9 protein-coding genes and 2 pseudogenes are annotated in these 12,597 nt (G+C 60.9%); 1 reads left to right on the forward strand and 10 read right to left on the reverse strand.

Annotation, left to right across the window (positions count from 1 at the left end; translation table 11 throughout):
* Window positions 1–459: 459 nt before the first annotated feature.
* The 8 genes and pseudogenes from QZY01_RS04450 to QZY01_RS04485 form a co-directional block, all read right to left on the reverse strand.
* On the reverse strand, window positions 460–1,731 hold the full coding sequence (locus tag QZY01_RS04450) for a tetratricopeptide repeat protein (RefSeq protein ID WP_294533868.1): 1,272 nt from the start codon (window positions 1,729–1,731) through the stop codon (window positions 460–462).
* Window positions 1,732–1,864: 133 nt separating this feature from the next.
* Window positions 1,865–3,277, reverse strand: a complete 1,413-nt coding sequence (locus QZY01_RS04455; protein ID WP_294533870.1) for a hypothetical protein — start codon at window positions 3,275–3,277, stop codon at window positions 1,865–1,867.
* Complete coding sequence (locus QZY01_RS04460) at window positions 3,274–4,077, reverse strand: MotA/TolQ/ExbB proton channel family protein (RefSeq protein WP_294533872.1); 804 nt, start codon at window positions 4,075–4,077, stop codon at window positions 3,274–3,276. The genes QZY01_RS04455 and QZY01_RS04460 overlap by 4 nt, the downstream gene beginning before the upstream one ends.
* Window positions 4,078–4,359: 282 nt before the next feature.
* Window positions 4,360–5,982, reverse strand: coding sequence for a tetratricopeptide repeat protein (locus tag QZY01_RS04465; RefSeq protein ID WP_294533875.1), 1,623 nt, complete (start codon window positions 5,980–5,982; stop codon window positions 4,360–4,362).
* Between the two features lie 596 nt (window positions 5,983–6,578).
* Complete coding sequence (locus QZY01_RS04470) at window positions 6,579–7,217, reverse strand: hypothetical protein (RefSeq protein WP_294533878.1); 639 nt, start codon at window positions 7,215–7,217, stop codon at window positions 6,579–6,581.
* A gap of 233 nt (window positions 7,218–7,450) precedes the next feature.
* A pseudogene (locus QZY01_RS04475) lies at window positions 7,451–7,652 on the reverse strand (integrase); the annotation flags it as partial.
* Between the two features lie 204 nt (window positions 7,653–7,856).
* Window positions 7,857–8,252 carry a hypothetical protein gene (locus QZY01_RS04480; RefSeq protein ID WP_294533880.1) on the reverse strand — a complete coding sequence of 132 codons (396 nt, stop codon included), beginning with the start codon at window positions 8,250–8,252 and terminating at the stop codon, window positions 7,857–7,859.
* Window positions 8,249–8,407 carry a hypothetical protein gene (locus QZY01_RS04485; RefSeq protein WP_294533881.1) on the reverse strand — a complete coding sequence of 53 codons (159 nt, stop codon included), beginning with the start codon at window positions 8,405–8,407 and terminating at the stop codon, window positions 8,249–8,251. Before QZY01_RS04485 ends, QZY01_RS04480 begins: the two co-directional genes overlap by 4 nt.
* Between QZY01_RS04485 and QZY01_RS04490 the strand changes: the two are divergent.
* A pseudogene (locus QZY01_RS04490) lies at window positions 8,333–8,953 on the forward strand (SDR family oxidoreductase). The gene QZY01_RS04485 and the pseudogene QZY01_RS04490 sit on opposite strands and share 75 nt — an antisense overlap.
* Window positions 8,954–9,121: 168 nt before the next feature.
* Here QZY01_RS04490 and QZY01_RS04495 read toward each other — a convergent pair.
* Window positions 9,122–10,219: a catalase gene (locus tag QZY01_RS04495; RefSeq protein ID WP_294533883.1), complete on the reverse strand. Its 1,098-nt coding sequence runs from the start codon at window positions 10,217–10,219 to the stop codon at window positions 9,122–9,124.
* A gap of 16 nt (window positions 10,220–10,235) precedes the next feature.
* The gene (locus QZY01_RS04500) at window positions 10,236–12,236 is read right to left on the reverse strand and encodes a di-heme-cytochrome C peroxidase (RefSeq protein WP_294533886.1); all 2,001 of its coding nucleotides are present in this window, start codon (window positions 12,234–12,236) and stop codon (window positions 10,236–10,238) included.
* Window positions 12,237–12,597: the final 361 nt, after the last annotated feature.

Consider the following 12,597-nt stretch of genomic DNA (forward strand, 5'->3'; position numbering starts at 1 on the left):
CAAAGTCACGAATGGCTATCGCGCCATGTGGGCCGCACAGGCCGAGGCGGACGTGCGCACGGCCGTCGACACCGCAAGGCTCAAGGGCGCAAACCCATTCCAGACGATCCTCGGCACCCTGGCCTGAGTCGCAAAAAACCGCGCCTAAAAATGGGGGTGGGTAATTACAGCCGTGGGGTCGGGAGCGGCGGCCCTACTCGAAGTACCGAAAATATGGACCAGCGGCCGGAGCAGGAACTTCAACACCTCGTTCATTGGCGCTTCGATCCTTAGTATAGCGGGTCTCACGTGAGGGTCTTTCAGCACGAATTCTATCATCTCAACGGCGTGCTCTATTCGGGAGCGTCGCCGTCCCGCAACGTGCTTGCATGGGAGGTCGGCGTCGCCAAGAGTGACGGGGAGCTCTGCATTGTCTACCGTTCCCGGCTTCCTCCGCATCATAACTTTCGGAACTCAATGTCAGCGAGATTTCGACCCCGGAATCTCGATTTCCGCGAACAGGGTACGGATCGCCGACCATTGCGATTGGTCGAACAATCCCGCTTGCTCGGTGAGGCGGTCCGTGAACCAAATCCTGCGGGCCCGATCTTCCGTTTGTATCGCCGCAATCAGCAGCCAGACAAGGCTCTCGACCAGATTTGGCGAGCCTGTCGGGGGCGCTTTCGCGGCGAGGGAAAGATTGTAGCTCGCGGGGGAATAGCCGATCGCCGTCGCCTTGCGCCAGAATTCGATCGCGGCGGCGCGATCCTGTGGGACGCCTTCGCCATTCCAATAGCGTTCGCCGAGCGCATTAAGCCCGGAATCAATGTTCCGATCCGCCAGCGCGCGGGCAATTTTTATGTTCAGATCCCAGTTTTTCTGCGCGGCGGCTGCGAAAAGCTCGGCGGAACCGGGGCCTGCGCCGTCCAGAGACCGCTTCAGGACTTTCAGAAACGTCAGCGCCTGCCCGGCGCCGGGACCATCGGCTTTCGCCGCCAGAGTCAGGATTTCCGCCGCCCCATCCGGATCGCGCGGCTTTGGATTGCCGGCGAGCAACATCTCCGCGATGCCGGCGCGCGCCCGGACGACGCCCTGGCTTGCGGCGCGGGTGAGGTAGTCGAACGCCAATTTCGCGTCCTTGTTTACCGCATAGCCGAATTGAAGGGCCGTTCCCGCTTCATTGAGAGCCATCGGACGGTCCAATTTCACCAGGGGGATCAGGAGCTGTTTGTATCGGACCTCTGTCGGCTTGAACTGAGCCAGACGGACAACGCGGGTGACCAATGCCGTTTCCGTCGCGAGGGGCGACAGGCCGAGTTCCCGCGCCGCCGCCATTTGCGCGGTCTGCTCGACAGGCGGCAATTCGAGAAAATTGGGAAGGGCGCCCGGCGCTTTGCTGGCTTGTTGCAAGGGTTCCGCCGGCGGCTTTTCGGTAACTGGCGGCTTTTCGGCGGCGGGCGGTTTGCGCACCGCCGGCTCGGGGTCCGGGTCCGGAGTGGCATGCCTGTTGGCTAAGAAAAAATAGGCGCCGGCGCCAAGTCCGGCGGCGACGGCGCCGCCGCCGATCACAAGCATCCGTCGGCTGTTGTCGATTTCTTCGCCGCCCGATCGCTTCCGCGATTCGCCGCCGCTGTTTTCCGTCGATCCGGGGGTCGCGGAGGCCGGTTCCGTCCAGCCGCATGTTGGGCAGGCTGTTGTTGCCGAAGCGTCGAAGACATGGCCGTTGAGGCAGCGAATGAGACGGGTGGCCAAAGGGGTGCGTTCCTTACGTCATCGACAGTCGGGGCGGACGGAACCGGCGTCCATTTCATTGCGGCTCGCCGTCGCGCATCTGGCTAAAGGGAAAATCTGGCGCGGTGGCGAAGCGTAAAGCGGGGCGGCGTGGTTACAATTTCGGCTTAGGCGGCGGCGGTGGAGGACCGTCAGGCCTTGGTTGAGGCGCCGACTGCGGATTGTCAGGCTCCCGTTTCTGCGTCGGCTGCGGATCGTCAAGCCTCGGTTTTGGCTTCGGCGGGGGGCCAGCAAATATGCTTGGGTCAACTTCTTCGTATTCCCAAGGGTTTCCATTAAATTTCCGCAATCGGGCATGTTGCCTGGCGAGCGCGCAAAAGGAGGTATATCGGTTGCAAACCTCCGCCGTTATCGCCTCCTGGATGCTCGGGTCTGTCGGCAGCAACTCGATTGTCCCGTTTTTCAAGAACTTCACGCGCCCGGCATAAACGACGGGTTCAACCGGACCCAACGTGAAGCTTTTGACATTCGTGACATTTCCTCTCCACCTGATAAACATGTTGACGTGGCAATATGAATGAGTGCGGCTGGATTTGACGGAGCCATCCGCATCCTTGGCGCTCCCCTTTTCCCAATCTTCGTAATCCCGGTCCGCAATCTCGGCTCCCTTCCTGTTTTGCATCCTGGTGCGGATGAAAAAATCATATTGATACTCTTGGCCTTCCTCGAAGCTCAGAGTGACATAGGTCGTCCAGCTATTGAAGCTGTCGCCGGCGATCCGCTTGGTAGAATTGGTGTCCAGCGTAACATCCCGCCACGGCATGATAGTCGGAATAAACTGTTCGACCGATTTGAAACCCTTGATGCCGACCGGGTTTTCAGCGAGATCGGGGATTAAATACGGATCGCTGCATTTCGACGACAGAAATATATCCGGGAAGGCGGCGAGCACGCGCAACACTTCGTTCTCGTTCTTGAGCTTCTCGATTTCGGCGGCTTGCGCGGCATTCTCGCTCTTGAGGCGTTCGACCTCCGCAATGGCTATTTTAAGACGCGCGATTTCGGCTTCAAGTTCCCGAATCCGCGCCTGCAAGGCCTCGGTGTCGATGGCCCGCAGCCGGGCGATTTCCTGCTTCAGCTTTTCAATTTCGGCCTGAAGCTGCGCCGCCTGAGTCTGAAGCGCGGTCACCTGCGCCAGCAGCGCCGCATTCTGCTGTTCGAGCCGGTTGATCTGCGACGCCGCCTGATCGACCTTGATCCGCAATTGCCGGATCAGGCCTTGCGCCTCGGTCAATTCGTCATGCGCCTGCTGGAGGCGATTGAGAATGTCGTCGATCTCGGCGTCGGTCAGCCGGCCCTTCTTCAGGCGGTCCACCGCGCCGTCGAGCCCGGCCTTGGCTTCGTCGATCCTGCGGCCGGTGTCGTCCACCGTCTGCTGGCTTTGGGTATCGCCGGTGTAATAGGGCAGCAGCATGATCATCAAAACGAGGAAGGCGCCCATGGCCTTGGTGATGACCGCCATCATCGCCACTTCGCCGCCGCTGGTCTCGCGGTGACGTCGCCTCATGGCGCCGTTCCGGCGGTTGCGGCATGAGGAATATAGATTCGGTTGATGAGGTTCTTGAGGCAGTACTGGCCGGCCTCGTTGAGGGCGATTTCCTCGACCTTCTGGACCGCCTGCTGCACGAAAACCAGGATGACGCTGACCAGCAGCGCGACCAGCGTGGTGTAGAACGAAACGGAGAGACCGCCCGTCACTTTCGCGAGGTCGATCTTTTGCGGATTGATGAATTCGAGCGCGACGGCGATGCCGATGATCGTGCCGATGAAGCCGATGGTCGGAATGAGCCAGGTTATGTAGCGCACCATCTGGTAGCGCATGTCGACCCGATGCATCATCAGGTCGAGACTGTTGACGAGGATCGACACCGCCTGATCGACGGAGCGGCTGGTCTGGAGCTGAATGATGGAAATATCGATCAGGTAAGGCAGAAACCCGTTCTCGCCGTCATAGAGATCCGTCACCTTTTGGCGGATCGGCCCAAGGTCCTCGAGTTGCAACACGCTGGTCGCATCTTCGGGGAGGAAGCCCTGCCGCAGGAAGGCGACTTCGCGTCGCGCCACGCGCCAGCGGACGTAAAGGTCGGCGAGGCCCGCGCCCATGATCAGGTAGGTGATGTTTTGAATGGTGAAAGGGTAGGGAAAGACGCTGTAGGGCTGGTGATCGAGCATCAAAGCCGCCGCCCCGCGTCCGAATGGCAGGGTCGCCGTCAAAACAGCGATGAAAATGACGACAATCACCGTCGCAATTGCGGTCGCCCATAGCAGCGAAGGTGGTTTTGCAGTCGCCTTCGGAAATAATGCCACATTTATGCTCCGCCATTACAAGAACAGAATTATTGTAATGCGCACCGGTTAATGTGTCACCTCACTCGGGCTATATTCAATTTGATTAGAGCGTTTTCGAGTGACGTGGAACCGGGTTCGCGTGAACCGATAAGTCCGCGTTAGCGAATAAATGCGCAAAAAAAAAGGAAAATGGGGCCCCGATCCGATGCTCCGATCCAATTCAATTGGATTGGAGGGGGCTCCAGAGTCCACACACCTGTCCAATTTTGCGCGTTCGGCTCGCGGAAACGGCGTCTTGTGTCAGTGGGGCGGGCGGCCATCGATGATCGTGCTGGCATCGGGTTTCGAAAGCCGCTCGGCAAGCCCTTTGCCTTCCGCGCTGCCGTTCTCGGCGGCTCGGCGATAGAGTTTCAGGGCTTCCATTCGACTGGCCTCGCCGACGACCCCTTTTTCATAGAATTTTCCCAAGGTGACCAGACCGTCCAAATCGTTTTTTTGAGCGGAAAGCTGATACCAGCGGAACGCTTCGTCAAGATTTTGTTTAACGCCATAACCTTTTTCGAACATTTGTCCTTTAATGAATAAAGCATATCCGTTGTCCTGATCGATACTCATTTCCATCAGCCGCATCCCCTCCTTAATATCTTTCTTGAGAATGATGCCATTTAGAAAATAATAGGCCAGTTGAATCTGCGCGGCAGAGTCGCCGTCGACCAGCGCAAGCCGGTTCAGCAAAGAAAATCCGTTACGCTTGTCCTTCTCGCGGGCCTTGCCGTCGATGATCAGAAGCGCGCAGTGGTAACGGGCGCCCACACTGGTCTGACGGCAAAATATATCCGAAGCGCCAAGTTCGTTCCTGGCGGTTCCGTTGCCATAACGCATCGCATAGGCGAGTTGAAATGCGGCTTCCTCGTCGCCGAGCGCGGCGCCCTTTTTGAAATATTCGACCGCAGCCTCGGCATTCAAGCCCCCGGCGCCGACTTTGGAAAGTCTGCCGAGCGATTCAAATGCCCGAACATAGCCGGCATCCGCCGCCTTTTTGTACCATTCGACGGCTTTGGCGCGATCCGGCTCGACGGTCACGCCATTTTCGTAGATGTAACCGAGATTGAAGTAAGCCGTTGCCGATCCGCCGGCGGCCGCGACTTTTGTCAGCCGCACAGCCTCCGGAATATTCTTTTCGACGTATTTACCGTTGAGAAAATAATATCCGAGTTGGGCCTGCGCTCTGGCTTCGCCGCCCTCGGCCGCCTTTTGCATCAGCCTGATCGCAGCCGACTTATCCTTTTCGGTCGCAAAACCATCCAGGCTCAGCAGCGCGCAGAAGTAGTTCGAAAATGCCGAGTCGATTCCGCAAAACAGTTTCGCGGCGGCCGGTTTGTCCGCGGCGACGCCAATGCCGTCATTGAGATGCCCGGCAAGCCGCTCCCGCGCGTAAGGATCGTTGCGCTCCGCGCCCAGCCGAAACATCTTCACGGCTTCCTCCGGGTTCGGGTTGCCATTTATCCCCTCGTCCAGAAGTTTTCCCATCCGGCCATAGGCCATGAAATGGCCGGCCTCGGCGGATTTCCGGTACCAGTCGAACGCGGCCTGCCTGTTCTTGTCCATTCCCGTTCCAACTGACGCGAGCCAGCCCAGGTCGAAATAGGCGGCCGCGTCTCCTTTGTCCGCCGCAAGTTTGAGCAGGCGGACCCCCTCGGCGACATCGCGTATGGAAGCAGGCCCTTCGAGAACATTTTCCGCAAGCCGGATTTGCGCCGCCCTATCGCCCTGGTCGGCCAGGGTCTTGAGGATGCGGACCGCGTCCGCGGGGCCCAAGCCCGGCAATGCGCCCTTCATCGCAAGCTGGGCGCATTGGATTTGGTCGGATGGCCGCGACAGGGTGCAATATTGACTTGCCGCAGCTTTTTCGTCTTTGGCCACGCCTCTGCCATAGAGCAGCGCATTGGCGTAGAGCGACTGCGCCGCCCCGTCCGCGCGTTCGGCGCCTTTGCGATAAAGTTCCGCCGCCGCCGAAAGGCCAGCCGCATCGGGCCTTTCGCTTTCGGTCAGCCAGCCAAGATCCCGGAAGGCGCGAGGGTGCTCCGCCGCAACAGCCTGTTCGAGCCATTTTCGACCTTCGGCGCTTTGCTTCATTTCAAAGGCCAGCAGGGCGCCAAGCTCCTGTTGCGCGGCGACATTGCCCTTCTGCGCCGATTTCCTCAGCCAGATCGCGGCTTCCTCGTTGTTTTTTGGAACTTCAAGCCCTTTATGGAGCGTGGTTCCAAGCACGTATTGGGCAATCTCGTCGTCGTTTTCGGCGAGGGGTTTTGCGAGAGCGAAGGCTTCCGCATATTTGCCTTGACCATAGGCGGCCAGCATTGCGTCGCGCGGCCCGGCAAAAGCCGGCGCGATGAAACCCAGTATCGTCATGAGAACGAGTATCGGCCGCTGCATGGGACCTCGATCGGGTTTATGGGTTTCGGCCTGCATCCGTCAGGCTTGTTGGCAAGCTCATCCGAAAAGGCAGTCAAAAACGGTCATGGCGCCTTCCATTTACTCAGCGCCGCCGCCGCGACGATGGCTTGCAACTCGGCTTCATCCATGACCGGCTTGACCTCGAAACTCACCCGGTCCGATGCTTTTACGGTTTCACCCGGCGCAAAGAAAACACGCTTGCCGTTTTCGTCGTGAAATACGGCGCCAAGTTTGGTGACGCCCCAGGACGCCTTCGCAGAACTGTTGATTGGCGGCAAGCCTCCGCGAAAGGAGTTGTTGTGAACGTTTTGCATAAAATCGACCACCGTCCAGCCGGTGGATAGTCCGAGGAGAGTCAAATCGAAGGCGGTGCTGCCCTCGCTCGTGCCGGGTTTTACCGCATGGATGCTGTCGCAGAGGTTTTTCGGCGGGACCCCGAGCATGGTGACCCGCGTCGCCGGATTCTTGCCGGGGCCGCATTGCACGATGTTGAGCGCCGTGACGATGCGATCGCCATCGGGCCTGCCGCGCAAGACGATGCCGCCCCAGCGCGAAACGTAATAGGGCCCGGTCTTCGTCAGCCGGCCGTCCGGCGCATCGGGGGCATATTCCCAGAGGGCTTCCATCGGGAAGCCGGTTGTCGACACCGGCAGGTCGTCATCGGCGGGCTTTGCCTTTTGGGCTGCGGCGGATGTGTTCAAAAGGATCGCCAACGCCGGCATCGTCCAGGAATATCGCGCAAGCCTTCCGATCATTTTCAGCCCCCCGAACATTTTTTGGCGCAGCGGCTCAGACCGCCGATCATTCTGATTGGCTCCTGAAATCTTTGCACGGTTTAAAAAATGGATCGAGTTCCAAGAGCCCTTTCAGATCGGATCGAATCGGACAAGAATTCTGGATGATTGTTTTTGAACACTTTTCCAAGAACCGGGTTCCGGACGAGGTCGCACCCCCTCAATTTGCTTTCGATCGCCAGGTTGAAATATCGCGAGCTCGAGCTTGCGCGCCTCGATTTGAAGCCGGGCCCGGATATTCCATACCTCTTTCGGCTTGAGGGCGCGCTTCCGACCAACGAGGCGTCCCTTATTCCAGGGCGCTTGCCGATGGTCCTTTGGCTGGATGAGTTTCTTGGACATGGATGTAACTCCCTATCCGACCAGCCCTCTCCCGCTCCCAGCTCTCCGCGGGCTTGAGACACAACGCCCAAGCGGCGCGGAAGCTCCCAACCGCAAATAGCGGCCGCTCAAACTGACGGCCGGTCGGCAGCTCGGCGCACGCCATCAACAGACATTGCCGTTCCCTCGGAAGCCAGGTCATGATCGAAAAAAAGCAGGCGTTCGCTAAGCACTTGAATTCCGGTGCAGACCCATTGGGGACTCAGCATTTGAAAAACAATAATCCGTTGAGGTTTCAACAACGAAATTTCCAAAATCGGCGTGGAGCCATTTTAAGCGTTTCAAAGCAGACCCCCCCAGAGGGGCGCCATGAGAGCCGGGGCCTAAAAATGAAGGCAAACGCGGCGGCATCCGGGCAATGCTACCATCATCTCGAGCAAAAGCATCGCTTTGTTCCGGGGTCGACGCTGTCCATGATCGAACACTGCCGAGAGGGGAATGGGGAACGCGGTCAATTGGATCGCTTTGCCGTGGCGCAATCTTCAATGTGCCGCTCATGCCCAGCGCCGCCTTTTCGTCGGCGTCCGGACGGGAGAAGCGGGCGGTGAAGGTGCGCGTCACCGGATCGTCGGCGGGCGCGAGTTCACGCAGAGTCGCGCGCCGCCGAAGCGCTTGCCGCCAGCGGCTGGCGCGTAATCGGCATTGCCCGCTCCGCGCCCGCCGATTTTCCGGGCGAGTTCATTGCCGCCGACCTGAGCGATCCGGTTGCGACGCAATCGCTCACCGAACGGCTGTCGACGCGAGGCGATGTGCTCGGTATCGTCAACAATGCCGGCGCCGCTCGCGCGGAAGCTTTTGGCAGCGTCGACCCTGCCGCGTTTCTCGACCTGATGGCGTTCAATCTGCGGCCCGCGCTGCAACTCACCCAAGCGCTCCTGCCAGCCATGCAGACGGCGCGGTTCGGCCGGATCGTCAATGTCACCAGCCTGGTGACGCGCGGGTTGCCGCTGCGCGCCAGCTCTACGCTGCGTCCAAAGCCGCGCTGGAAAGCATGACGCGGACGATTGCGCGATCGAGCAGGTGGGATATGGCATCACCGCCAATGCAGTCGCGCGGGCCCGACCGAGACCGAATTGTTCCGCGGCGACAACCCCGCGGGCAGCGACGGCGAAGCTCGCTATCTCGCGCAGGTCCCAATGAACCGGCTCGGCGCGCCAGCGGAAATCGCCCCCATGATCGCCTTTCTTGTTTCCGATGGGGCCAGTTTTGTGACAGGGCAGACCCTATTCGTGGACGGCGGCGCGAGCCTTGGTCCCGGGTAACCGGAAGCTGCTCCCGGATGCTATCGAGCTTCCTTGAGCGGACGAAGAGTCATTGCCTCGAACGCCCCCGCCCGGCGCCATCCTTGGAAGTTCGGCCGTCGCTAATTTGAGCCGCGAATTCGACAAAAACCGTCATGCGCCGGCCGCTCGCATTACAGACTTTCCCGATCAAAAATCATCCCATGCTTTCTCGGGGTCCGTCGCGGCCGCGCCGTTGTGGCCAAGGCGATAAGCGGCGCTCGCCTGATAAAGTTTCGTTCGAACACGATTGACGCCGCCGAGCGGGGCAAGTTCGGGCGGCGCATTGACTGGATTGAAGCTCAGGTTATCGCAGGCCTCGTCGCGACCGGGCGCGGAAATATCTTGCGGTGGAATGTCGATGCGACCGAGCCGCCGCAGGGGGGACAGTTCCCGCGACCATTCGCGGCTCGCATCGTCGAGCGGCATGTCGCCGACCCGCAATTGTGCGAAAAGCTCCATGCAGGCCGGCGCTGTTTTCAGCTCGCCTTTCAGCGCGGCGCGCAGATAATCGGGATCGGCTTTGTCGGGCGCCGGCGTCGCGCCCGGCGCGCAAGGCCGCACGGCATATTTGATGGCGCGGTCGGGCCCGAATCGATAGGGCGTCATCGACCAGTAGTCCGTCCGCAGCGGCGACGAAATCTCGCGCGCCGCGTTGCGATAGAGGATGGCCATCTCGCGCAGCCGCCAGCCAAAGGGATTATGGCCGGGAAAGAAATAGTTGAGCGCGTGCTCCTCGTCGCCCTGCAAGCCGCCGGCGCGGACGAAGGCCAGGAATTCATGGGCGTCGGCCAGGAAATAGGCCGGGAAATTGATGAACAGCAGATCGTGCGGCGGATTTTTTCGCGGAGTCGCTGCAGGGTCGGGAGCCGCGTCGATCAGCTTGAGCGCCATGCCGCGACCATTGGGATTCCTGTCCGGCCCCGGCGTGAACGCGCTGTTCGAGAAACGAATCCACGCCCTGTATTTTTGACCCGGATTGGCAAAGCTTCCAACCCGCCATGCGTCGGGCAGATCGGGATCGACGGTGAAGACCGCCTTGACGCAGCCGGACGCCTTGGGATGGGCGCCGCGCAGCGCCTTCACCGAATCCGGATAGGATGCGGCGAGCAGGGCGTGGGCGCGGTCCACGATTTCGGCGACCTCCCGATCCTCGGGCAAGGAATTTTCGCGCGAAAATCTTTCGGCCAGAAAACCGGCTCCGGCGATCAGGCCGAGAAGAAGGGGCAATGCGACGCGTTTGCGCATGGAAATTTCCTTGAAATCAGAGCGTCTTGAGATAGTCGATCAACGCATCGCGTTCGTCGTCGCCGAGCGCCCGTCCAACCACGCCGGGGCGGCTCGCGCCGTCGCCCTCGAAGGAATGTCCGGCGGCGCTGTTGCCCTTGAGGCTCCGGCCGGCGGAGTCGGTTTCCTCGAACAGGGTTTCGCCGGGCGCGCAGACGGGATCGGCGGGATAGCCGACGCGGCGCGGATCGTAGTCGCGCGCGCCTAGACAGAATTTTCGGGGCCTTTCTCCGGCGGGCCGCAACAGCCAGTAAAGCGAGGGAACGGAGCCATTGTGCAGAAAAGGCGCCATGGCCCAGACGCCGTCGAGCGGCCGCGCGCGATAGACCGCCTGCGGTTCCGCATTGGGGCAGTTGGCGCGCGGGCCGAAAACCGCCTTGCGGTCGTCCTCGGTCAGGCCGCGATCCTCCATGCTTTTGCGCGCGATCCGATCGACCGTAGCCATCAGGGCGAGGCCGAAGGGCAGGGATTTTTCGGAGACGTCGGGAAGGGAAGTTCCGCAATTCCAGGCGTCGCCAAGGTCTCGGCGGGGATTGAGGCGAAAGCGCGGGGGCGCCTCGATCCTGCGGCTCCTGAGCACCTGCGACTGCGCCGGATCGGTCCCGACTTCGGAGACCGGTATTTGCGGCAGTTTCAGCGTTCCGTTTTTCATCCAGGCGTCGGAATGGCGGAGCGCCTTGTCGGGAAAGGCCTTGTCGAAGGCGGGATCGTCGATGGGCCCGAGATGGCAGCCGGCGCAAAGTTCGGCATAGAGCGCGCGTCCTTTTTCAACGCGGGCCGGATCGATTTTCCAGGCGGGATCGTCGGGAAACAGCGCCGCCGGCCATTTCGGAGCGCGCAGGCCTCCGGACCCGGGCGAGAAAAAATCGCCGCCCCGGTAGAGATCCTCGATCCAGACGATATTTTCCAGCGCCACGGTGGAGGTGAAAAGAGTCTTACCGTCGGCGCCGCCGCCCAGGTCGATCAGCGAACCGACGCCAAGGGCCTCGCCGACATTGCGCACCAGCGGCTGTTCGATCGAGGAATCATATTCGGCCAGGGCAAACCAGGGCGCGCTCCACAGGGCGGGGAAGCGCACCGGCGCGTCGGTGGCGTGGAAATTGGGCGCCAGCGCCGCGCCGCCGCCGAGGTCCTCATAGAACAGCCGGTTGCCGATGCGGTTGAGCGCGTCGAGGCGGCCGAAATTTTCCGGCGTGTGCTCTTGTCCTGTCGCCGCCTCCCGTGCGTAGGCGTCGCGCGCCGCGACCACGATGGAGTCGAAGGTTTTCTGCAATGTCGCACGCAAATCTTCGCGCTGCTCGCTGGTCGCCTGCGCTCCCAGCACGCGATCGGAAAAACGCTCAAAGCGCCCGGGCGCCTTCAGCGTGTAGAACAGCGACAGCGAGACGGCGCGCTCCAGCGCATTGAAATTGACCATGGCCGGGCCGCCATCGAAGCGCAGGCTCACGCCTCGATATTCGATATGACCGGTATGGCAGGCGGCGCAGGTCAGGCCGATGCGGTCGGGCAAGGGCTGGCCATTGCGCGGGTCGAACGGGACTTTGGTGCGCGCAAAGCCGACCGGCAGACCGTCGCGATTATCGGCTGGCGCCCAATGCAGGCTTGTTGTCGGCGCGACCGGATGGGAGACGCCAGCCTGCCCATAGCCGAAGGATATCAGCTCTTCCTTGCCGGCGTCGAGCGTTCTGGGGCTGGAGATGAAGCCGATCCGAGCGAGATAGGCGCCGTCGCTCAACAGGCCCGGCGCGGCGATCAGCGAAAGCCCCGGCTGTTCCAGCGCCAGGAACCAATCGTAGGAAATGGGAAGGGTGGCGGTTCCCTGGCTGGCGTGATGAGACCAGAAACGGTCGGCCTCCGACCAGTTCTGATCGAGCCAGCGCACGGTCTTCGGCGGATTGGACGCGGGCAGCGGCGGCGGCAACAGCACCGCGACCGAGGCCGGGAGCAAGGGCCGCGCCTTCTCCGGAAATTCGATCACACCCACGAGTCCCGATGCGCAAGCGGCGAGGAGAAACAAAACAAGCCAAATCGCTTTGCGCATCTCGCCGTCGGCCTTTCAGGCTTGACCCGCGCAATCGACGAGCAATTGCGCCCGAACACAATTACGCAGGACCCCGCGCAAAAGTTACCGGCCAGTTCATGGAAATCGAGAAACACCTCCCGGTTTCCAATGGCAGGATCCGACCTTTGCGATTCTCGTCGCCGAAAATGACGTCTCCGCCGCAGGTTTCTTCGGCTATCGCTGGTTCCGCCGTCCCGGTCTCGACGGCAAAGTTCTGGATCGCTCGATATTATCGAAAAACCGCCACGGGCGCTCCTGGCTTGTCCGCAGGGAGGTA

The sequence above is a fragment of the uncultured Rhodoblastus sp. genome (assembly GCF_903903185.1).
Classification (GTDB): domain Bacteria; phylum Pseudomonadota; class Alphaproteobacteria; order Rhizobiales; family Beijerinckiaceae; genus Rhodoblastus.

Bases quoted from the DNA above. Each gene is read 5' to 3' on its own strand.
- QZY01_RS04455 (WP_294533870.1), bottom strand. From the start codon at position 3,277: ATGAGGCGACGTCACCGCGAGACCAGCGGCGGCGAAGTGGCGATGATG.
- QZY01_RS04495 (WP_294533883.1), bottom strand. From the start codon at position 10,219: ATGCGCAAACGCGTCGCATTGCCCCTTCTTCTCGGCCTGATCGCCGGA.